The sequence below is a fragment of the Planotetraspora sp. A-T 1434 genome, from assembly GCF_025420585.1.
GTDB lineage: Bacteria > Actinomycetota > Actinomycetes > Streptosporangiales > Streptosporangiaceae > JAOEGB01.
In genome coordinates, this window is the sequence record NZ_JAOEGB010000024.1 from 35411 (window position 1) to 56974 (window position 21564).

At 70.0% G+C, this 21564-nt stretch carries 18 protein-coding genes; 8 read left to right on the forward strand and 10 right to left on the reverse strand.

Annotated elements, in window-relative coordinates:
- Nucleotides 1-7 precede the first annotated feature (7 nt).
- Nucleotides 8-1447, reverse strand: coding sequence for an amidase (locus N5079_RS26835; RefSeq protein WP_261586902.1), 1440 nt, complete (start codon nt 1445-1447; stop codon nt 8-10).
- A gap of 194 nt (nt 1448-1641) precedes the next feature.
- On the opposite strand from N5079_RS26835, the gene N5079_RS26840 reads away from it, so the two are divergent.
- The 3 genes from N5079_RS26840 (at nt 1642) to N5079_RS26850 (ending at nt 4864) form a co-directional block, all read left to right on the forward strand.
- The gene (locus N5079_RS26840; RefSeq protein WP_261586903.1) at nt 1642-2409 is read left to right on the forward strand and encodes a nuclease-related domain-containing protein; all 768 of its coding nucleotides are present in this window, start codon (nt 1642-1644) and stop codon (nt 2407-2409) included.
- Nucleotides 2410-2484: 75 nt separating this feature from the next.
- On the forward strand, nt 2485-4323 hold the full coding sequence (gene ilvD / locus N5079_RS26845; protein ID WP_261586904.1) for a dihydroxy-acid dehydratase: 1839 nt from the start codon (nt 2485-2487) through the stop codon (nt 4321-4323).
- 55 nt (nt 4324-4378) lie between these two features.
- On the forward strand, nt 4379-4864 hold the full coding sequence (locus N5079_RS26850; protein ID WP_261586905.1) for a helix-turn-helix transcriptional regulator: 486 nt from the start codon (nt 4379-4381) through the stop codon (nt 4862-4864).
- Nucleotides 4865-4870: 6 nt separating this feature from the next.
- Here the strand turns inward: N5079_RS26850 and N5079_RS26855 are convergent, their stop codons facing one another.
- Genes N5079_RS26855 through N5079_RS26865 form a run of 3 tightly spaced genes read right to left on the reverse strand, consistent with a single transcriptional unit; the run spans nt 4871 to nt 6448 of the window.
- A complete protein-coding gene (locus N5079_RS26855) occupies nt 4871-5086 on the reverse strand; it encodes an FmdB family zinc ribbon protein (protein WP_261586906.1) in 216 nt (71 codons plus the stop codon).
- 26 nt (nt 5087-5112) lie between these two features.
- The gene (locus N5079_RS26860) at nt 5113-5928 is read right to left on the reverse strand and encodes a GNAT family N-acetyltransferase (protein WP_261586907.1); all 816 of its coding nucleotides are present in this window, start codon (nt 5926-5928) and stop codon (nt 5113-5115) included.
- Nucleotides 5929-5938: 10 nt separating this feature from the next.
- Nucleotides 5939-6448, reverse strand: a complete 510-nt coding sequence (locus N5079_RS26865) for an HNH endonuclease (RefSeq protein ID WP_261586908.1) — start codon at nt 6446-6448, stop codon at nt 5939-5941.
- Nucleotides 6449-6763: 315 nt separating this feature from the next.
- Between N5079_RS26865 and N5079_RS26870 the strand changes: the two genes are divergently transcribed.
- The gene (locus N5079_RS26870; protein WP_261586909.1) at nt 6764-8827 is read left to right on the forward strand and encodes a prolyl oligopeptidase family serine peptidase; all 2064 of its coding nucleotides are present in this window, start codon (nt 6764-6766) and stop codon (nt 8825-8827) included.
- A gap of 6 nt (nt 8828-8833) precedes the next feature.
- On the opposite strand, the gene purU is transcribed toward N5079_RS26870, so the two are convergent.
- From purU to N5079_RS26890, 4 genes are all read right to left on the reverse strand, one after another.
- Entirely contained in the window at nt 8834-9682 is an 849-nt protein-coding gene (gene purU / locus N5079_RS26875; RefSeq protein WP_261586910.1) for a formyltetrahydrofolate deformylase, read from the reverse strand.
- Nucleotides 9683-9846: 164 nt separating this feature from the next.
- A complete protein-coding gene (locus N5079_RS26880; RefSeq protein WP_261586911.1) occupies nt 9847-11685 on the reverse strand; it encodes a tetratricopeptide repeat protein in 1839 nt (612 codons plus the stop codon).
- A 335-nt stretch (nt 11686-12020) separates the two neighbouring features.
- Nucleotides 12021-12542, reverse strand: coding sequence for a GNAT family N-acetyltransferase (locus N5079_RS26885; protein WP_261586913.1), 522 nt, complete (start codon nt 12540-12542; stop codon nt 12021-12023).
- Nucleotides 12539-14116, reverse strand: a complete 1578-nt coding sequence (locus tag N5079_RS26890) for an XRE family transcriptional regulator (RefSeq protein WP_261586914.1) — start codon at nt 14114-14116, stop codon at nt 12539-12541. The genes N5079_RS26885 and N5079_RS26890 overlap by 4 nt, the downstream gene beginning before the upstream one ends.
- Before the next feature lie 338 nt (nt 14117-14454).
- Here N5079_RS26890 and N5079_RS26895 point away from each other — a divergent pair, with 338 nt between their 5' ends.
- The 4 genes from N5079_RS26895 (at nt 14455) to N5079_RS26910 (ending at nt 18172) form a co-directional block, all read left to right on the forward strand.
- Nucleotides 14455-14715 (forward strand): hypothetical protein, encoded by a 261-nt coding sequence (locus tag N5079_RS26895; protein ID WP_261586915.1) that lies wholly within the window; start codon nt 14455-14457, stop codon nt 14713-14715.
- 441 nt (nt 14716-15156) lie between these two features.
- The gene (locus N5079_RS26900) at nt 15157-16173 is read left to right on the forward strand and encodes a mechanosensitive ion channel family protein (protein ID WP_261586916.1); all 1017 of its coding nucleotides are present in this window, start codon (nt 15157-15159) and stop codon (nt 16171-16173) included.
- A gap of 34 nt (nt 16174-16207) precedes the next feature.
- Nucleotides 16208-16591, forward strand: coding sequence for a globin (locus N5079_RS26905; protein WP_261586917.1), 384 nt, complete (start codon nt 16208-16210; stop codon nt 16589-16591).
- Nucleotides 16592-16621: 30 nt separating this feature from the next.
- Entirely contained in the window at nt 16622-18172 is a 1551-nt protein-coding gene (locus N5079_RS26910; protein WP_261586918.1) for a glycoside hydrolase family 13 protein, read from the forward strand.
- 17 nt (nt 18173-18189) lie between these two features.
- Here the strand turns inward: N5079_RS26910 and ettA are convergent, their stop codons facing one another.
- Together ettA and N5079_RS26920 are read right to left on the reverse strand one after the other, a co-directional pair.
- Entirely contained in the window at nt 18190-19854 is a 1665-nt protein-coding gene (gene ettA, locus N5079_RS26915) for an energy-dependent translational throttle protein EttA (RefSeq protein WP_261586919.1), read from the reverse strand.
- A gap of 9 nt (nt 19855-19863) precedes the next feature.
- Nucleotides 19864-21228, reverse strand: coding sequence for a GGDEF domain-containing protein (locus N5079_RS26920; protein ID WP_261586920.1), 1365 nt, complete (start codon nt 21226-21228; stop codon nt 19864-19866).
- Between the last annotated feature and the right edge of the window lie 336 nt (nt 21229-21564).

The window sequence follows — 21564 nt, forward strand, 5'->3', positions numbered from 1 at the left end:
CGCCCTGCTACCAGATCGGCGGACGGCGGTCGCCCCAGAAGCCGCCGACGGACTCCTCCACCTGCGCCGACAGCGAGATGAGCGTGCCCTCGTCTCCGAACCGGCCCGCCAGCATGACGCCGATCGGCAGGCCGCCGGGCGTCCAGTAGAGCGGCAGGTTGACCGCCGGCTGGCCGCTGACGTTGTACATCGCGGCGAACGGCGCGAAGTGCTTCATCCGCTCGAACGTCTCCTCCGGGGAGTCGACGTCCTCGAACCAGCCGACCGGCACCGGCGGCTGGGTGACGGTCGGCGTGAGCACCGCGTCGTACTCGTCCGTGACCAGCAGCGCGAACCGGGTGGCGAGTTGGAGCGCGGACTGCGCCTGGAGGAAGTCGGGTGCGGGAACGGCGAAGCCGCGCTCGCGCAGCCACGCCGTGAGCGGCCGCAGCTTGGGCTCCATCTCCTCGTCCACCGGGTGCATGCACGCGAAGCTGAACCACAGCTTCACGAACTGGGGCACCATGTCCTCGCCGAACGGCGGGGCGATGTCCACGACCTCGTGGCCCAGCGACTCCAGCACGGCCGACGCGCTCTCGTAGGCGGCCAGCACGTCGGGGTGGATCTCCGTGCCCGACACGACCGGGGTGGCGTAGCGGGCGATCCGCAGCCGGCCCGGCTCCCTGCCGACATAGGCGGAGAACGACCCCAGCGCGGGCGGCGGAGCCCAGTAGAGGTCACCGGGGTTGTTGTGCGCCATCACGTCCAGCAGCGCCGCGGCATCGGCGACATTTCGAGAAATTGGGCCATTCGTCGATAGTCCTGCGAGGTCGGGCACTATGGGCGCGGACGAGATCCGGCCCCTCGTCGGCTTGATGCCGTACAGCCCGCAGACGGAGGCCGGGATGCGGATCGAGCCCGCGCCGTCGCTGCCCTGGGCGGCGGGCGCGAGCCCGGCCGCCACCGCCGCCGCGGCTCCCCCGCTCGACCCGCCCGCGGACCGCGCCAAATCCCACGGCGTGCGGGCGGGCTCCCCGACGTAGGTCTCGGTGTAACACGGCAGGCCGAACTCGGGCGTGCTGGTCTTGCCCAGCATGATCGTGCCCGCGTCCCTCAGACGCTCGACCACGCTGTCGTCCACCGGCGCGACGAAGCCCTCGTACGTCGCCGACCCGAAGTAGATGGGCACGTCCTTGACCAGGTTGAGGTCCTTGATGGGGATCGGGACGCCCAGCAGCGGCGGCAGGTCGCCGGGGTTGCCGGCGGAGTCGCCGGCGGCCAGCCGCGCCTCCTGCTCGCGCGCCTGGTCGAGGGCCCGCTCCGCGGTCAGGGTGACGAAGGCGCCGACGAGGCCGTCCAGCCTCTCGGCACGATGGAGGTAGTGCTCGGTGACTTCGACCGGGGAGAGTTCACGTGAACGGACGGCCGCCGCCTGCTCAAGGGCGGTAAGATCATGAATGTGCGCCACGCTACTGAACGGTAGGCCCCTGGAGCCAAGATATCTAGAGAGGGTACCCCGCCAGGCGGCCGCCGAATCGGCTCAAGCAGGCCACAAAAGTATGAACTATCCAACACTAGGCACCCGCCGATAGCCCAACTACCGTGAGTGATGTGGATACCGGTCTAGCGCCAGAAGACGGTCACGATACGTCACCTATCTGGGTGAGTGACCACACGTCGGAGCGGCCCCCGACGCCCCCTGACGCACCAGCGTCTACTTACGCGCCCGTCGAGCGCGCCTCCGTCCAGAGCCTCCTTCAGGACCCCAAGTATCGCCACCTGCGGCTTCGTGCGCTGATCGCGGTGATCGCGGGCGTGGTGGCGGGCATCCTGCTGGCGAGCTGGCGGCTGGGCCTGACGTTCGCGATCATCGCGGTCATCGCCGACACCGTCTACCGCGCGAGGACCGTGTCCTCGATCCCGGCCTGGCGGCGCGCGTCCGCGGCGGAGCGCCGCACGGAGGCCCAGCTCAAGAAGCTGGAACGGGGCGGTTACAAGACGCTGCACGCCCGCGCGATCCCGGGCAGCGACGCCCAGATCGACCACCTCGTCGTCGGCCCCACCGGCGTGTACGCGGTGGACTCCGAGAAGTGGGACAAACGGCTCCCTGTGCGGGTGCAGTCGCACCGCAAGCTCTTCCACGGGCCGTTCAACCAGAAACCCCGGCTCGACGAGGCCCGCTGGGAGGCCGCGCAGGCCACTGATCTGATCAGCAAGGCGCTCGGCCGCGAGATCACGGTCGTCCCGTCGCTGGCGATCTACGGACCACCCATCCCGTGGCGGATCCTCAACATCCGCGAGGTGGACGTCTTCTCCGGCAGCCTGGTCCGCAGGTGGATCACGAAGCGGGAGAGGTCGCTCACGACCGCGGAGATCGAGGCGATCTACCGGGCCGCTGAGCGGGTCCTTCCCCCGCGCTATTCCGAGTGATGGACCTCCGGTCTCAGCAGCCGGGCGGGAGCCGTACCATTTGAAGACTTGCAGTCTTCTGATGGGAGCCTGGTTATGCCCGCCCTCAGGTCTCGTACGGTCACTCACGGCAGGAACATGGCCGGTGCCCGGGCGCTGCTCCGGGCAACGGGCGTAGCGGGCAGCGACTTCGGCAAGCCCATCGTCGCGGTGGCCAACAGCTTCACCCAGTTCGTCCCCGGCCACGTGCACCTGCGCGAGGTGGCCGGCGTGGTCGCGGACGCGGTCCGGGAGGCCGGGGCGATCCCGCGCGAGTTCAACACGATCGCGGTCGACGACGGCATCGCCATGGGCCACGGCGGGATGCTCTACTCGCTGCCGTCCCGCGAGCTGATCGCGGACGCGGTGGAATACATGGTGAACGCCCACTGCGCCGACGCGCTGGTCTGCATCTCCAACTGCGACAAGATCACGCCGGGCATGCTGCTCGCCGCCTTCCGGCTCAACATCCCCACGGTCTTCGTCTCCGGCGGCCCGATGGAGGCCGGCAAGACCCCCGGCCGCAAGCTCGACCTGATCGACCCCATGATCGCCGCCGCGGACGACAGCGTGTCCGACGCCGAGCTGCTGGAGATGGAGGAGAACGCCTGCCCGACCTGCGGGTCCTGCAGCGGGATGTTCACCGCCAACTCGATGAACTGCCTCACCGAGGCGATCGGGCTGGCCCTCCCCGGCAACGGCACCATCCTTGCCACTCACAAGGCCCGCAAGGCGCTGTTCGAGGACGCCGGCCGCACGGTCGTCGAGATCGCCAAGCGCTACTACGAGCAGGATGACGAGTCGGTCCTGCCGAAGAGCATCGCGACGCACGACGCCTTCGAGAACGCGATGGCGCTCGACGTCGCCATGGGCGGCTCGACCAACACGATCCTCCACCTGCTCGCGGCCGCCCGCGAGGCCGGCGTGGACTTTGGCCTCAAGGAGATCAACGAGGTCTCGCTGCGGGTGCCGTGCCTGTGCAAGGTCGCCCCGGCCACCGCGAAGTACCACGTCGAGGACGTGCACCGCGCCGGCGGCATCCCGGGCATCCTGGGCGAGCTCGACCGGGGCGGCCTGCTCCAGCGCGGCGTGCACAGCATCCACGCGCCCTCGCTGGGCGACTACCTGTCGAAGTGGGACCCGAAGTCGCCCGAGGTGACCGAGGAGGCGATCGAGCTCTGGCACGCCGCGCCCGGCAACGTCCGGACGGTCAAGGCGTATTCGCAGGACGCCCGGTGGGACTCGCTCGACCTCGACCGGTCCGAGGGCTGCATCCGCGACTTCGAGCACGCCTACACCCGTGACGGCGGCCTGGCCGTGCTGTACGGCAACATCGCCCCCGACGGCTGCATCGTCAAGACGGCCGGTGTGGACGAGTCGATCTGGCGGTTCTCCGGCCCCGCCGTCGTGTTCGAGTCCCAGGAGGACGCGGTCGACGGCATCCTCGCCAACAAGGTAAAGGCGGGCGACGTGGTCGTGATCCGCTACGAGGGCCCCAAGGGCGGCCCGGGCATGCAGGAGATGCTCTACCCGACGAGCTTCCTCAAGGGCAAGGGCCTCGGCAAGGCGTGCGCGCTGGTCACCGACGGCCGGTTCTCCGGCGGGACGTCGGGCCTGTCCATCGGCCACGCCTCTCCCGAGGCCGCCGAGGGCGGCGTCATCGCCCTGGTCGAGGATGGCGACCTGGTGGAGATCGACATCCCGGGCCGGTCGATCGAGCTGAAGGTGCCGGATGAAGAGCTGGCCGCGCGCCGCGCGAGGGTTCTGGCCGACCTCGGCGGCTACCGCCCGCGTGACCGGCACCGCCCGGTGTCCGCCGCTCTGCAGGCCTACGCCGCGATGACGACGTCCGCCTCCACCGGCGCCTCGCGCGACCTCACCCAGCTGTCCCGATAGCCACATCCGATAGCGCGTTCGGGAAAATGTCAGTGGTAGCGGTTAGTGTCAAGGTATGGCAAACGTCACAAGGCACCCGCTACCGCTGACGACCGCTGAGCTCGCCGCCCTGGCCCTGTCCCTCGCCCATCTCGGGGCCGGTCCCCAGTCCGTCACCGCCCGCCGCGGCCTGCGGCACGCGTTCGAGCACCTCGACCTCGACGACGACGTCATCGCCACGACCCTGTCCACGCTGACCACACCGCTCCCGGCCGAGGTGGCCCGGCGGGCCAGGGCGGTGGCGAACGCGATCACCGCCCGCCTGGTGGTCCGGATCCAGTACCACGACGCCGCCGGGCGGCTCACCGTCCGCGACGTCGAGCCGGTGACCTGCCTCGTCCATCGCGATTTCTGGTACCTGGTTGGCTGGTGCCGGATGCGGCGCGGGATCAGGGCCTTCCGGTTCGACCGGATCGTCTCGGTCGAGCCGACCGACCTCCCCGCCCGGCCGCACCTGCCCGAGCGCTACCTGCCCTTCCAGCGCCGCTCAGCGGCGGCGTAGGGAGTCTCAGCCGCAGCAGCCGCCGCCACAGCAACCGCCCCCGGACGACGGCCGAGGGGCGGGAGCCGTGCCGGCCTTGCCCGTGACCGCGACCGTGGACAGCAGCTTCACGGTGTCGTCGTGGCCCGTGGGGCACACGGCCGGCGCGTTGGCCTCCGCCATGGGCCGGTTCAGCTCGAAGGTCGATCCGCAGGCGCGGCAGCGATAGTCATAGCGAGGCATGCCCCTAGGGTACGGCCCGGCCGCCTCTATCCGAAGTGGATCGTGGCGTAGTCGTCGACGGGACGGTAGCCGAGGCTCTGGTAGATGGAGTTGGACGTCGGGTTGCCGAGGTCGGTGAACAGCAGCACCCCGGCGGCCCCCTCGTCCATGGCCTTGCGGCTGGCCGCGTGGGTCACGGCCGTGCCGTACCCGTGGCGGCGGAACTCCGGAGGCGTGAAAACCGGCCCGATGCGGGACATCCCCGCGATGGGGGCGGTGACCCCGGCGATGGACACGGACCGGCCGCCGTCCTCCCACCAGACCAGCTCGTCGCGGTTGATCCGGGCAGACACGACGGGGGTGGGATCGGCCGTCCTGTCGACGTGGGCCTCGGCCTGGAAGTCGCCGAACCACAGGGCGGCCTCCGCGATGTCGGCCGCGGTGGCCGTACGGGCCTTGCCGGGGGCGGCGGACGGGGCGAGGGCGCCGAGCCGGTACAGACGCTCGGCCCGGCGGCCCTTCTCTGGCCGCCACCACGCCGCCGCGAACGCCTCGGCGGCGGCGAGGGGACCGCTGACTCCCGGCAGGCTCCGGTCCAGCTCGATCAACCCGGTGGCCAGCGACGGCAGCACGGCGTGCGGGACATCGCCGAGGCCCAGCGGATAGGGCGGGGTGTGGCTGACCGCGCCCGTGACGGACCCGTCCTCGTCGAACCAGCCCATCAGCGGGTCCTCGGCGAACTGGCCGCTCCGCAACCCGCGCAGCACGGTGAGGAGCACCGTGTTGCGGACCGGGTCACGGAGCAGCCACGCCTCGGCGGCCGCCGCGTACTCTTCCACGTCGGCCGTGAAGGCCCAGGTCATGCGTCCATCATCAGGCAGCCGACTCCGTGAGGTAAGGCGCCCACTGGGGGTCGCCATCGAGCTGGGCGCCGATGAGCCGCCAGTGGGCGCCTCGTGGCACCACCGGAGCGACGCGTAACGTCCACCCCAGCTCCTCCAGCAGTCTGTCCGCCTTGCGGTGGTTGCACGGCATGCATGAGGCGACGCAGTTCTCCCAGGTGTGGGGACCTCCCTTTGAACGCGGGATGACATGGTCGATGGTCTCGGCCCGCTGCCCGCAGTAGGCGCAGCGGAAGTCGTCCCGGCGCATCAGCGCGGCCCGCGTGAGCGGGATCCGGGACCGGTAAGGGATGCGGACATACCGGCGCAGCCGAATAACCGAGGGGACGTCCAGCGTGCGGGTGGCCGAGCGCAGGACCGCGCCCCGCCCGTCGCGGTGCACGACGTCCGCCTTCTCTCTCAGGACGAGGATGACCGCCCGGTGCAGAGAAAGCGTGGTGAGTGGTTCGTAGGTGGCGTTGAGCAGTAGGACTTGGCGCATCAGCCGGCCTCCACGGCTATCTGTGAAGCCGTCGGCACAGCCGTGCGCCCTGGTTGTGGTCCCGTCTGTTGGGACCCGGGTGCTTCCGTCACAAGGACCTCCGCCGGACGGTCCAGCGGATGGTCACCACGGCACCGCCCTTCACCAAAGTGTGGCCTTTGCGGCGGCCACTCCGCCACCCCATAACGGACCTACGGAGTTGACGACTGGGACGCCTGGTGCTTTTTATGCCCAGCCCATCGTCCCTTTACTCCCCGCTTGGCCAGGTGAGGACGTCCGTACGCCACCGGCCGCCACCTGCTTTAAAGTGCGAACATGACGCGACAGCCGTACCCACCCGCCCGCCGTGACGACATCGTCGACACGCTGCACGGGACCCCGGTCCCCGACCCGTACCGGTGGCTGGAGGACCCCGACAACCCGGAGACCAAGGAATGGCTGGACGCGCAGGACGCGCTGTTCCGGAGCGCGGAGCTCTCCGGCCGTGAGCGCTTCCGCGAGCGCGTCGCCGAACTGCTGAAGTCGGGCTCGGTCGGGACGCCCGTGTGGCGGGGCGAGCGGCGGTTCTTCACCCGCCGGACTCCCGAGCAGGAGCACCCGGTCCTCTACGTCGGGGACGGGCAGGGCGAGCGGGCGCTGGTCGACCCGATGGCGCTCGACTCCTCCGGGCTGACCACGCTGGACTCCTACCAGCCGGACAAGGAGGGCAACCGGCTGGCCTACCAGATCTCGATCGGCGGAGACGAGGAGTCGAGGCTCTATGTGATCGACGTCGCGAGCGGCGAGATCGTCGACGGGCCGATCGACCGGTGCCGCTACTCCCCCGTCGCCTGGCTTCCGGGCGGGGAGGCGTTCTACTACGTCCGCAGGCTCGCGCCCTCCGCCGTCCCGGCCGGTGAGGAGCAGTTCCACCGGCGGGTCTACCTGCACCGCGTCGGGCAGAACCCTGACGACGACGCGCTGATCTTCGGCGAGGGCCTGGAGAAGACCAACTACTACAGCGTCTCGGTGTCCCGGGACGGCCGCTGGCTGTCGGTCTCCGCCTCGCGCGGCACGGCGCCGCGCAACGACCTGTGGGTGGCCGACCTCTCGGCGTCACCGGCCGAGAGCCCGGCGCTGGTCACTGTCCAGGAGAACGTGGACGCCCAGACCGGCCTCCACTTCGGCCGCGACGGGCGGCTCTACGTCTTCACCGACCTCGACGCCCCGCGCGGCCGGGTCTGCGTGACCTCACCGCAGACCCCGGCGCGGGAGAGCTGGCGCGACCTTGTCCCGGAGGACCCCGAGGCCGTTCTCTCGGATTTCGCGATCCTCGACGACATGGCCGACCCCGTCCTGCTCGTCGGCTGGACCCGGCACGCGATCTCGGAGATCTCGACCCACGCCCTGGAGAGCGGCGACCGGATCGGCGCGGTCCCGGTGCCCGGCCTCGGGTCCATCGGCGGGATCGTCGAGCGCCCGGAGGGCGGCCACGAGGCCTGGTTCGGCTACACCGACAACGTCACGCCCGCGGCCGTCTACCGGTACGACGCGCTGACCGGCGAGACCACCCTGTGGGAGGCTCCCCCTGGCGCGGTCGAGGTGCCCCGGGTGACCACGGAGCAGGCGGTCTATCGGTCGAAGGACGGCACCGAGGTCCACATGCTGGTGATCTCCCGCGAGGGCTCCGGCCCCCGGCCGGCCATCCTTTACGGCTACGGCGGCTTCGGCATCTCGATGACGCCGGGCTTCTCCGCCTCCATCCTCGCCTGGGTCGAGGCGGGCGGCGTCTACGCCATCGCGCAGCTCCGGGGCGGCGGCGAGGAGGGCGAGCAGTGGCACCGCGCCGGCATGCTCGGCCACAAGCAGAACGTGTTCGACGACCTCCACGCGGCGGCGGAGCACCTCATCGCGACCGGCGTGACGACCTCCGAGCAACTCGCCATCTCCGGCGGCTCCAACGGCGGCCTGCTCGTCGGGGCGGCGCTGACGCAGCGTCCCGACCTGTACGCGGCGGTGGTCTGCGCGGCACCGCTGCTCGACATGATCCGCTACGAGAAGTTCGGCCTCGGCGCCACGTGGAACGTCGAGTACGGCTCGGCCGACGTCCCCGAGGAGTTCGCCTGGCTGTGGGGTTACTCGCCCTACCACCGGGTCCGTGAGGGGGTCTCCTACCCGGCGACGCTGTTCGCGGTGTTCGCCTCCGACACCCGCGTGCATCCGCTGCACGCCTGGAAGATGGCGGCGGCCCTGCAGCACGCGCAGGCCGGCGACCGCCCGATCCTGCTGCGCAACGAGACCGAGGTCGGCCACGGCGCCCGCGCCGTCAGCAAGTCGGTCGAGCTCGCGGCCGACCAGCTCGCGTTCCTCGCCCGCCACACGGGCCTTGAGATCGGCTGAACGGGCTCAGCGGGGGAAGATGATGGTCTTGTGGCCGTCCAGCAGCACGCGGTGCTCCGCGTGCCAGCGGACGGCCCGGGCCAGCGCCTGACACTCCAGGTCACGGCCGATCGCGGCGAGGTCCTCGGGAGAGTGCGTGTGGTTCACCCGCGCCACCTCCTGCTCGATGATCGGCCCCTCGTCCAGGTCGGCGGTCACGTAGTGCGCGGTCGCGCCGATCAGCTTGACGCCCCGCGAATAGGCCTGGTGGTACGGCTTGGCGCCCTTGAACGACGGCAGGAACGAGTGGTGAATGTTGATCATCCGGCCGGTCAGCTTCGCGCACAGGTCCTCCGACAGCACCTGCATGTAACGCGCGAGCACCACGAGGTCGGCCTGGTAGTGGTCGACCAGGGTGAGGATCTCGGCCTCCTGCCGGGCCTTGGTCTCCGCCGTGACCGGCAGGTGGTGGTAGTCGATGCCGTACGACTGGGTCAGCGGCCGCAGGTCGGGATGGTTGGACGCCACGCCGGCGATCTCGATCCCCAGCAGCCCCGAGCGCACCCGGTAGAGCAGGTCGTTGAGGCAGTGGTCGAACTTGCTGACCAGCACCAGCGCCCGCGTCTTCACGGCCTGGTCGAAGAGCTGAAGCTCCATGCCGAAGTCGGGGGCCAGCGCCGCGAAAGCCGTACGGAGCTCGTCGAGACCGGCGCCGCCGGCGAACTGGACGCGCATGAAGAACCGCTCGGCGACCGGGTCCCCGAACTGCTGGCTCTCCGTGATGTTGCAGCCGTGCCGCGCCAGGAGCCCGGAGACGGCGGCCACCACTCCGGGCCGGTCCGGGCAGGACAAGGTCAGCACATAATCAGCGCTCATGTGCTGATCCTAGGGGCCCACCCGCTCGTGATCATGCACGAGTTCCGGCGAACCCGCTTTGAGCTGGTCGCGGCAAAATGGTGATCATGCACTCGCGCTGCTGCTGCATCATCATCAACACTGTTTCGCCAGTTCAGCACGGTGATCCGGGAAGCCGTGCATGATCACGGCCTGGGTTGGCCCTTCTCGTGACGTTCGAGGGCCCGGCGGACGTCCGGGTCCTCGGGGGCGAGCTCATGAGCCCGGCGCAGGTCCCGCCGGGCCTCGTCCGCGCGGCCCAGCGCGTCGAACGCGGTCGCCCGGTTGAAGTGGAAGGCCGCGTCGTCGTCCAGCGCGATGGCCCGGGTGAGGTCGTCCGCCGCGCCCTCCGCGTCCCCCGTCTCGTAGCGGAGGATCGCCCGGTTCGCCCATGCCGACGCCAGCCCGGGGGCGGCCGCCAGCGCCACGTCGAACGCCGACCGGGCCTCGGCGAACCGCCCCGCCGCCGTCTCCAGCTGCCCCAGCACGCCGTGCAGGTGCGCGTTGCCCCCGTCGAGGGCCAGCCCCGCCTCCACGTCACGCCGCGCCGCGTCATGCTCGCCGAGCATCTCCAGGATCCCGGCCCGGTTGACGTACGCGTTGAGGTAGTCGGGGTCGAGCTCCAGCACGTGATCGAGGTCGGCCCTGGCGCGTTCCAGATCCCCGGCGGCCAGGCGTAGCTCGGCCCGGTTGTAGTACGCCTCGGGCAGCGGCGGGCTCACCCTGATCGCGGTCTCGTAGTCGGCGAGCGCGTCGTCCGGCCGCCCCAGCTCCAGCAGCAGGTTGCCTCGATCGAGGTAGTAGTCGGGGAACACCGGGTCGACGGCGATGGCCCGGTCGAGGTCGCGCAGGGCCTCCGTGGCGCGCCCGGTTCGCGCGAGGAGCTGCGCCCGGTTGGCGAGCAGCACCATCCGGTGCACCGGGTGGGCGTCCGGCGGAAGACCACGCTGGGCGAGGTCGAGAGCCGACTGGACCAGTTGGAGGGCCGACGTTACCCTCCCCTGCCGCAGCTCGATCAGCGCCCGGCCGTTCTGGTCGAACCCGAGCTTGAAGGCCCGCTCGCAGGGGTCGGGCAGCAGCGTGGAGATGGCGATCGCCTCGTTGATCCATCCGGCGGCCCGGCCGAGGTCACGCCGGCGGGGATCCGGGTCGCGGGCGTCCAGCATGGCCGTGCCGTACGCGCAGGCCGCGTGGACGGCGGGGTCCACGCTCGTCCGCCGGGCCTGCTCGTAGAGGTCGAGGGCGCGGTCGCGGCGACCGAGCCCGCCCAGCGCGGTGGCCGTCCGCTGCGTGAAACGCCACCAGAGGTCCGATCCGGGCTCGGCGAGCCCGAGGCCGCGTGCGCCGAGTTCGGCCACGGCGTCCAGGAAGCCCTCGGTGACGCAGTGATCCACAGCCGCCCACAGTGCCCGCAGGGCCGCCTCGGAGTCGCTCCCGTGCTCCAGGTGATACGGCACGGCGCCCAGCGCGAAGGCGCCGGTCAGTTCGGCGGCGCGGAGCTCGTGCAGGCGGGCGCGCTCATCCGGCGGCAGGGCGAGATAGGCCCCGTAAGCCGCCGGATCGTCGGACGTGCCGTCGGACACGATGTAGTCACCGGCGCGGCGGCTGCCGGCGGGTCCGCCGGCCGGCGCGGCCTCCACGAGAGACCAGCGGCCAGGCGGAGGCGGCTCAGGCGACCCCGCGGCCAGCGTCAGATCCGGCACCCGGCGGGCCAGGACGCGCAGCAGTTCGCGGTCGGTCGGATCGGCCTCGTGCACGTTGTCCACGGCGATGGCACTCGGACCCGGCAGGCAGTCGCGGATGAACTCGGCGAGCCCGTTGGCGATGCGCAGGGTGCGCCGCGGCGCCGGCACGAGGATCCGCTCGTCCTCGGGGAGGCGCGCCTCGATGGTCTGCCGCCGGGCGGGCACCAGAGGGCGCAGGTCGGGGGCGGCGGCGCGGATCTCGATGTCATGCTCCGCCACCAGGGCGGGGGAACGCTCCATCGCTACCGGCAGAAGCGCGCGAATGATTGCGCCGCCGATCGTGTAGGGACCGCGTAGCCGGCGATGCCCGTTTATCGGGGGCGTCAGGAGGGAATGAGTCTCCAGAGCGCGGAGCGCCGCCATGCGATCGCGAGAGAGGTTCCCCCGAACCCAGATGCGGTGAGGGTTTCCCCTCACCCCTTGTGGATGACGCTGGAGGTGCCGGTGAGCTTCATCGTGCCGGGTTTGCGAACAATGATCTTCTTCATCACGCCTCTTTCCCCGTTCTGCGGATAAGGCACCAGTATTAGTACAGAAGAGTCATCCGCCAAGGCCTAGAAGCATTATTTATGGGGCTAAAACTGCGAAACTACGGCATTTAGCTGCTTTTCACCATAAAGCACCACAGTATCCCCGCGTACCTCTCGCTTCAGCTCGCGCCATCCCGACTTCCGGTAGAGCTGGAGGGCCGCGACCTGGCGCAGCGTGGTGTCCCCGCGGAGCACGCTGTAGCCGAGCCCGCGTGCCCGATCCTCCAGCGCCTGCATGATCTGGGCGCCGTAGCCCCGGCGCTGGTGCTCGGGATGGACCCGGAGCCGGCACATCTCGGCCGTGTGGTCGTCGATGCGGCGCAGGCCGCCCATGGCCACGATCCCGGAGCCGGCCACCTCCCCGACGATGAAGTCACCCCGATCGGCCAGGTAGACCTCGGTGATCTGGGGGATGTCGTCGTCGTAGTAGACGCCGTCGCCCGGCATCAGCCCCACCTGGGCGAGGCTGATCTGGTGGAGCACCCAGACCGAGTCGAGGTCGGACCAGCGGTACTGCCGGATCCCCATGCTGGGCGGCCAGGTCGCGCCCTCCCCGAGCCCGCTCACCGTGCCTCCTCGGCCGGGGACGTTATGTCGAGGACTCCGGGCACTAGAGAGTCTCGGAAGTCCTTGAGTTGCGGCATGTCGCCGTACTTGGTCTGGATGGCCTTGATCAGGTCGTGGGCCGGGCGCAGGATCAGCTCCGTGCGGTGCCCCTGGTCGACCAGGTCGATGGCCTGCTGGCCCATCTTCAGGGCCTCGTCGACGTCGCCCTCGATCACCCGGCACAGAGCCCGGTCGAACCGGATGAGCGTCTGGTCGAGCAGATCCTCCCCCGAATACTTGCCGAGGGCCTGCTCCAGGATGACGTCGGCCTCCAGGGTCTGGCCCAGCTTCACCAGCACGTCGCCCTGGTAGAAGAAGAGCTGGCGCTCGGTGTACCCGAAGGCCGGATCCTCCTGGTCGTTCGCGCTCATCTGGGCGAACGCCGCGCGGGCGCGGTGCAGCGCCCGCTTGGCCTGCTCGATCACGTCCTGCCGGGAACCGCTGGCGCCCGCCAGTATGGCCAGCGCCCTGGCCTCTACGACCGGGGCCATCGTCTTGGCCGCGCACGGGGTGTGGCCGGCCATGTCGCCGCTCTTCTTGGCCAGGATGACGGCTTCGCGCGGATCGCCGTAGTAGAGGGGCACGAGCGCCTCGCGGGCTATCACCCAGGCCCGGAGGGCGCGGTCGCCGGTCTCGTCGGCGGCGGTGCGCCCGGTGCGGAAGAACGACCGGGCGAGGCGGTGGTCTCCCAGGTCGATCATGATCATGCCGCAGAGCCCGGCGAGCTGCGCCGCCATCCGGCACAGCCGCTCCTGTACGTCGAGGGGCTGGCGACGCTCGAGCGCCTTGCGCACGGCGGAGAACTCGAGCAGCACGTCGCACAGTAACCGCAGGGGCGGGGTGTTCATATATTGCCGCCCGAAGCCGGTCGTGGCCTGCTCCCACTGATCGAGCATGGCCGGGGAGACCGTGGCCGTCACCATCGTGTCGTCCATCCGCCGGCGGACGTTTTCGATCGCTCCGAGCACCTGGCTGTCCATGCCCACGCCGGCGGAGCCGGCGAGTAGCTTCAACAGCGTCCTCCGTAGCACGTTCTCGTCCTCCTCGCCCCCGTCCGTCGAGGGGGTGCCGCTGTCCGGTCGGACCGCCGGTATGCGCGGCCCGGGGGAAGGGTCAGGTCTTTCCTCTTGCCGATCCCCGGCCCCCGAACCTCCCGGCGCCAGGTGCCCGTGGCCGCAGATGCAGGGACCTTCGAATCCCAGGGCCAGCGGTTCCACCCGGTAGACCGAACACAAGTAGTGGAGATATTCCGGGCCCGGCCGCTTCATGCCGGACTCGTATGCGGACAGTAGCGTCTCCCCGATGCCCGGCACCGGCTTTCCGTCTCTCTCGAAGAGGGCGCGCACTTGCTCGATCACGTCGGCCAGGGCGATGCCGTTGGAGAGACGATGGGATTTGATTTTGGTGGTGCCGAACTGCGGTCCGCAGACCTCATGGATCTCGTCGGCGATCAGGGCGAGACCGCGCCCGACCGCCAGACCACGCGCCCGGACTCGGCGAGCGATCTCCGTCTCCTTGTGTTGCCTGCCGGACATTCCGGCCCCTCTCTTGTGACCGGCCGCGCTCGCCGCTCACGTGTCCCGACCGGCCCTCATCGTTGACACAGTGTGACACATTCGTCGCACTGCGCCTACAGCATAATGATGGACCAAGCGTTGCCCGGCCAAGTCCCAACTCTGAACGTGCTGACTAAGGATCGTCCTCCGATAGGGGGTTTCTTTCAACCTACTTGGGGTTTCCTCCACCACGGCGACCTCTTGCACTCGTTGACCCATTCAGTTCAGTGAGTCATCTTGGGCGCACCAGGTCGAACATGCGGAGTTGAAAAGCACGCATATCGGCCCTAAGCCGAAATGAAGAGGGAGGACGCGAGGTGGGGGAGGACGATTTCCGGCGACTGGAATGTCTGGTCTCCGAGCTCGACGCCCGGGGCCTGATCGCGCGAGTCGTGCGCGCGCCGTCGGGTCGCGCCTTCGTGCGGGTCATCAACCCGAATGCGACGAGCCTCACTGAGAACGTGGTCTGCCAGGCGGCGGACTACTGGTGGTCGTGGGGAGAGCGAATGCACCGCGCCGACGACCCCGCCGGAGCGGCCACCAAGGTCGCCCGCGTGCTCGCCGCGGTGAGCGAGTAAGGGAAGGTGGCGGACCGGGTGATGCGCAGCGCCGGTCCGTCACGCCCACCGCGGCCCCACGGGGCCGGCGGGATGCCCGGTGCGGAGCGTTCCGGTGGCCGTGCCTCCACGGCACTCACGGAGCGCTGCGGCATCCCGCCGGTTCCGCGTCACCCGGGCAGCGGTCAACCATGGACTGCCGTCGGGTCCGGCCGGCGAGGCCGAACCGGATGGCTATCGGGGGGATCCCCCTCTCGGAGAACGGCGAGGGACATGCTTCCGGGTGTGTGTCCCAGCCCTGCCGCCCGTCACCGGAGCGCTCCCGGCCCGCCCTCCGCGGCCCCGGGCCATGGCGCGCTCCCGTCTTCCCCGGCGATGTGACGGAGGCCGGTTCGGTCGGCAGTATGGGTTAGGTTTGCCTTTCCCGCCTGCCGCCGAACCGATCCGAGGGGGATCCACCTCGTGTTCCCGCTGACGCCCGCGACGCCGAGTCCCACGCCGACGCCGGGGTTCGACATCAGCCAAACCGGCCAGGCCGTGGCCAAAGCCTGCCAGAAGAGCGAGGGCGTCCTGTGCACGATCCTCAACACGTCGTTCCCCGAGAAGGACCTCCCCGTATGGGTGCCGCTCGTGGCGGGCGTCGCGGACGTGCTGCTGGTGCTGGCCCTGATCCTCGGCGGGGCGCTGATCGTGCGCGGCGTGGCGCACCGGCTGATCACCCGGGTGACGCTTCGGGCGAGCGTGGGCGTGCTCCCGGAGCGGCTGCGCGCCAAGACCCTCCTGGTCACGGACGCGACCTCGGCCATCCTCACCGAGCGTCGCAGGCAGCGGGCCGAGACGATGGGGTCGGTGCTGCGGAGCCTGGCGTCCGTGGTGATCCTCGGCACGGCCGCCCTGATGATCCTGGCCCGGCTTGGGGTCGAGCTCGCTCCTCTGCTGACCAGCGTCGGCATCATCGGCGTCGCTGTCGGCTTCGGTGCCCAGGAGCTGGTCAAGGACTTCATCGCGGGCATGTTCATGCTGCTGGAGGACCAGTACGGCGTGGGCGACGTGATCGACACCGGGATGGCCTCCGGCACCGTCGAGGCGGTCACGCTGCGGATCACCCGGCTCAGGGACGCCGACGGCAAGGTCTGGTACGTCCGCAACGGCACCATCACCAGGGTCGGGAACGAGTCTCAGGGATGGTCGAGGGCGCTCGTGGACGTGCCCGTGCCGTACGCGGCGGACATCTCGACGATCCGCGACCTGCTCAAGGACATCGCCACCGAGCTGTGGGACGACCCGGACTACCGCGACACCGTGATCGTCGAGGAGCCCCAGGTCTACGGGCTGGAGCAGATCTCCGGCACGGCCGTCATCTTCCGGGTCAGCGTCAAGACGGCGCCGGCCAAGAACATGGAGGTCGCCCGCGAGCTCCGCCTGCGGATCAAGCGGGCGTTCGACGACAAGGGCCTGGCCTTCGCCGCCGTCGCCTGAACCTACTGGCCAGTAGCTGTCCTAGGCTGAAACCGTGACAAGCGAGCAGACCGAGTCCTTCTACGACGCAGTCGGGGGCGAGGACGTCTTCCGGCGACTCATCCACCGGTTCTATGAGGGCGTCGCCGAGGATCCGCTGCTGCGCCCGCTCTACCCCGAGGAGGACCTCAGCGGGGCGGAGGACCGGCTGCGCATGTTCCTCATCCAGTACTGGGGCGGCCCGAACACCTACAGCCAGGAGCGCGGCCATCCGCGGCTCCGCATGCGGCACGCGCCGTTCGTGATCGGCGAGCCGGAACGGGACGCCTGGCTCAAGCACATGGGCGAGGCCGTGCGCTCGCTGGAGCTGGCACCGGAGCGCGAGGAGCAGCTCTGGCAATACCTGGTCTACGCCGCACAAAGCCTCATCAACGCATAAGTCACGCGCACACCGGGCAGCCACTTCTTCATGGAACGAACTCCCTGGTGGCACGATGCCGTCGTCTACGAGATCTACGTCCGCAGCTTCGCCGACGCCTCCGGTGACGGGGTGGGCGACCTGCCCGGAGTCCGCAGCCGCCTGCCGTACCTCGCGGAGCTCGGCGTCGACGCGATCTGGCTGACGCCGTTCTACCCCTCCCCCATGGCCGACGGCGGATACGACGTGGCGGACTACCGCGACGTCGACCCGCTGTTCGGCTCGCTCGCCGACTTCGACGCCCTGGTCGCGGACGCGCACGCCCTCGGCCTGCGGCTGATGGTGGACATCGTTCCGAACCACAGCTCCTCGGCGCATCCGTGGTTCCGGAAGGCCCTGGAGGCCCCCAGAGGCTCCAGGGAGCGCGACCGCTACATGTTCCGGGACCCCGCGCCGTCGCCCGGCGACAGCGGCGGCAGGGAGCCGAACAACTGGGTCTCCGTGTTCGGCGGGCCGGCGTGGACGCGAGTGCCCGACGGCCAGTGGTACCTGCACCTCTTCGCGCCCCAGCAGCCCGACTTCAACTGGCGCGACCCCGAGGTCCGGCGCGAGTTCGCCGACATCCTGCGGTTCTGGCTCGACCGGGGAGTCGACGGCTTCCGGATCGACGTGGCGATGGGGCTCATCAAGGCGGAAGGCCTGCCCGACACCGAGCCCGGGTTCGGCGCGAAGTCGCCGATCTGGAGCCAGCCGGAGGTTCACGACATCTACCGCGAATGGCGGCGAGTGCTCGACGAGTATCCGGGCGTGCGGGCGGCGGTCGGCGAGGTCTGGACCGACTCCCCGGAGGACCTCGCCCTCTACGTCCGCCCCGACGAGTTGCACCAGAGCTTCAACTTCGCCTGGCTGGAGGCGCCCTGGTCGGCCACGGCCTTCCGCAAGGTCATCGACGAGACGCTGATCGCTGTCCCCGCCCCGACGTGGGTCCTGTCCAACCACGACGTCGTACGGCATCCCACCCGCTACGGGGAGGGGTCGCTCGATCCGTCCGCCGGGCTCGCCCGTGGGTGCGCCGCCTTCCTGGCCATGCTGGCCCTCCCGGGGTCGGCATATCTCTACCAGGGCGAGGAATTGGGACTGCCTGAGGTGAAAGACCTTCCTCCGGAGTCCCGTCAGGACCCGATCTTCGCGCGGTCCAAGGGTGAATTGCTCGGGCGCGACGGCTGCCGGGTCCCGCTCCCCTGGTCCGGTACGGCCCCGCCGTACGGGTTCGGGCCGGGGGGATCGTGGCTGCCGCAGCCGGCGGACTGGGCCGGCCTGACCGCCGAACGGCAGGCCGCGGACCCGTCCTCCACGCTGTCGTTCTACCGGCGTGCCCTCGCCACCCGCCGTGCGCTGCGCGGCACCCTGCCGGACACGATGGCCTGGCTGGAGGCCCCGGGGGACGCGCTGTTCTTCACGCGCGGAAAGCTCATCTGCGTGATCAACTGCGGTGAGGAGCCCGTACGGCTGCCGCCGCACGACCGGGTCGTGATCTCCAGCGGCCCGTGCGACGGGTTGGAGCTCCCGCCGGACACGACCGCCTGGCTCCTCACCGAGTAATCCAGAGGCGTGGCCCGCTATTCGCGGGTCAGCTTGCGGTAGGTGACGCGGTGCGGGCGCGCGGCGTCCGCACCCAGCCGCTCGATCTTGTTCTTCTCGTAGTCGGCGAAGTTGCCCTCGAACCAGAACCAGTTCGAGCCCTCTTCCCACGCCAGGATGTGGGTGGCAATGCGGTCGAGGAACCACCGGTCGTGCGAGGTGATCACCGCGCAGCCCGGGAAGTCGAGCAGCGCGTTCTCCAGGCTGGACAGGGTCTCGGTGTCGAGGTCGTTGGTGGGCTCGTCGAGCAGCAGCACGTTGCCGCCCTGCTTGAGGGTGAGCGCGAGGTTGAGCCGGTTGCGCTCGCCGCCCGACAGGATGCCCGAGGGCTTCTGCTGGTCCGGGCCCTTGAAGCCGAACGCCGCCACATACGCCCTGGACGGCATCTCGACGTTGCCGACCTTGATGTGGTCGAGCCCGTCCGAGACGACCTCCCAGACGTTCTTCTTGGGGTCGATGCCCCCACGGCTCTGGTCCGCGTAGGAGATCTTGACGGTGTCGCCGATCGTGATCGACCCGCTGTCCGGCGTCTCGTCACCAATGATCATGCGGAACAGCGTGGTCTTGCCCACGCCGTTGGGGCCGATGACGCCGACGATGCCGTTGCGCGGCAGGTCGAAGGAGAGCTCGTCCATGAGCAGCCGGTCATCGAAGCCCTTGGTCAGCTTCTCGGCTCGGATCACCGTCGTGCCCAGACGCGGGCCCGGCGGAATCTGGATCTCCTCGAAGTCGAGCTTGCGGTACTTGTCGGCCTCGGCGGCCATCTCCTCGTAGCGCTGGAGACGGGCGCGGCTCTTGGTCTGGCGGGCCCTGGCGTTGGAGCGCACCCACTGGAGCTCCTCTTCCAGGCGCTTCTTGCGCTTGGCGTCCTTCTGACCCTCGATCTTGAGGCGGGCGGCCTTGGCCTCCAGGTAGGTGGAGTAGTTGCCCTCGTAGGGGTAGCAGCGGCCCCGGTCGAGCTCCAGGATCCAGCCGGCCACGTTGTCCAGGAAGTACCGGTCGTGGGTGACGGCCAGGACGGTCCCGGGATACTTCTCCAGGTGCTGCTCCAGCCACTGGACGCTCTCGGCGTCGAGGTGGTTGGTGGGCTCGTCGAGCAGCAGGAGGTCGGGCTGCTCCAGCAGCAGCTTGCACAGCGCGACCCGGCGGCGCTCGCCACCGGACAGCTGGGTGACGTCGGCGTCCGGCGGCGGGCAGCGGAGGGCGTCCATCGCCTGCTCCAGCTGGCTCTCCAGATCCCACGCGTTGCGGTGGTCCAGCGCGTCCTGCAGCTTGCCCATCTCGTCCAGCAGCTCGTCGCTGTAGTCGGTGGCCATCTGCTCGGCGATCTCGTTGAACCGGTCCAGCATCGCCTTGGTCTCGGCCACGCCCTCCTCGACGTTGCCGAGGACGGTCTTGGACTCGTTGAGCGGGGGCTCCTGCTGCAGCATGCCGACCGTGAAGCCGGGCATCAGCCGGGCGTCGCCGTTGGACGGCTGCTCCAGCCCGGCCATCATCTTCAGCAGCGTCGACTTGCCCGTCCCGTTCGGACCCAGCACGCCGATCTTCGCCCCGGGGAGGAACGACAGCGTGACGTCGTCAAGAATGACCTTGTCGCCGTGCGCCTTGCGCACGCGCTGCATGGTGTAGATGTACTCGGGCATGCCTTAAGACTAGGGGATCGAGCCAGTAGCGCCGTCCGCTCCGCGCTGTCTCGGCGGAACCGGCGTCTGACCGGGTGAGAACGGGCGCCGCCCCGGCGAGATCGGGGGCTGCCCGGGCGTGATCGGCGCCGCCGGCAGGCAGATCCGGTCCCGGCCCAGTTCCTTGGCCCGGTAGAGGGCCAGGTCCGCGGCGGCGAGCAGCTCGATCAGGTCGGCGCCGTGGATGTTCATGATCGCTACCCCGGCGGAGACGGTCACCGTCACCATCGCGTTGTCGGCGGCGACGGCCATGCGGCCGACCCTCGTGCGAAGCCGTTCGGCCACCCGCCGCGCCTCGGTGACGTCGGCGCCCGGCAGCAGCACGACGAACTCCTCGCCCCCGAACCGGCCGACCACGTCGTACTCGCGGAGTTGGCTGCGCAGCGTGGCCGCGACCTGGATGAGGACCTGGTCGCCGGCGAGATGTCCGTAGGTGTCGTTGACCTTCTTGAAGTGGTCGATGTCGATGATGATCAGCGCGAGCGTCTCGCCCGTCCGCTGGGCGCGCGCGATCTCCGTGTCGGCCTCCCGGTGCCAGGCCGCCGCGTTGAGCAGGCCGGTCTTCGGATCCGTGCGGGCGGCGGCCTGGAGTTGCGCATGCAGAAGGCTGCGCTGGAGCAGCACGACGGGCGGCAGCACGAGGAGCAGCAGCGCCAGGTTGAGCCCGCAGACCACGGCGACGACCACGCCCAGGCAGAGCTCCACCGTGTCGAGCAGGACGCGCTCGCGATCCCACAGGACCTCGCCCCACCGGCCTTCCGGGTCGGCGGTGTGCGCCGCGACGGCGATCAGGGCCGTGTTGAGCACGGTGAACAGCACCGCGCATGCCGCCGCGACGACGATCGGCCCGCCGCCGCCACCGGCGAGCACCGCCGGATCCCCGACCGACTTGTGGAAGGCCACGGACGCCGCGCACGCCGCCAGCCCGATCGCGGCCGCGCTGAACACCCTCCGATGGACGACCGTCGCCCGGACCCGGACCTGGAGCAGGATCTGCAGCGGAATGGGGGCCAGCAGGGCATAGAGGGGCGGCAGCAGGAGCGCCGCCGGGAGCCACCAGGCCGACAGCAGGTCGCGGGACACACCCGCCGGCATGCCGAGACGGCGCGTCGCCTCGATGCAGACGGCGCCGCAGGCGGTCAGCGCGGCGAACGTCGCGACGTCGCCGGCGCGGATGTCGGTCCATGCGGCGACGACCCCGATCGCGACGAGATCAAGGGCTACGATCCCGCACAGGTAGACCACCAGGGCGCGCGGCTGCGCCAGCAGGGGCCATCGCCCGCGCGAGCGGACCGTCCCTCGCGGCGTGGCCGTGATCTGACTGGGCGCCGTCATCCCGTCCCCCAACCGAATCAAAACAGCGTCTCACGATGTGTAACACAATAGTTGCGGAGTGTGCGATACGCGATGGCAACCGCTAGCTTGGCACGGTGGCTATCTGTATCTGATGGCCTGAGGATGCGTCTGCGGCGATTTGGCCGGAGACACATCGAGGCGGGGTTCCGCTCGTCACGAGCGGGCCGTTGGGAAAGGAGCAGCCATGGTGCGGGGCGTCACCTGGACCTGACAGTGGTGCTCTTGCTGTGACACGGAAGTCGCCATCGGCCGATCCCCCGGAAGCCCCCTGAGGTGGGACACCGGCCACGCACGGCCGATGCCCCTCCACCGCAT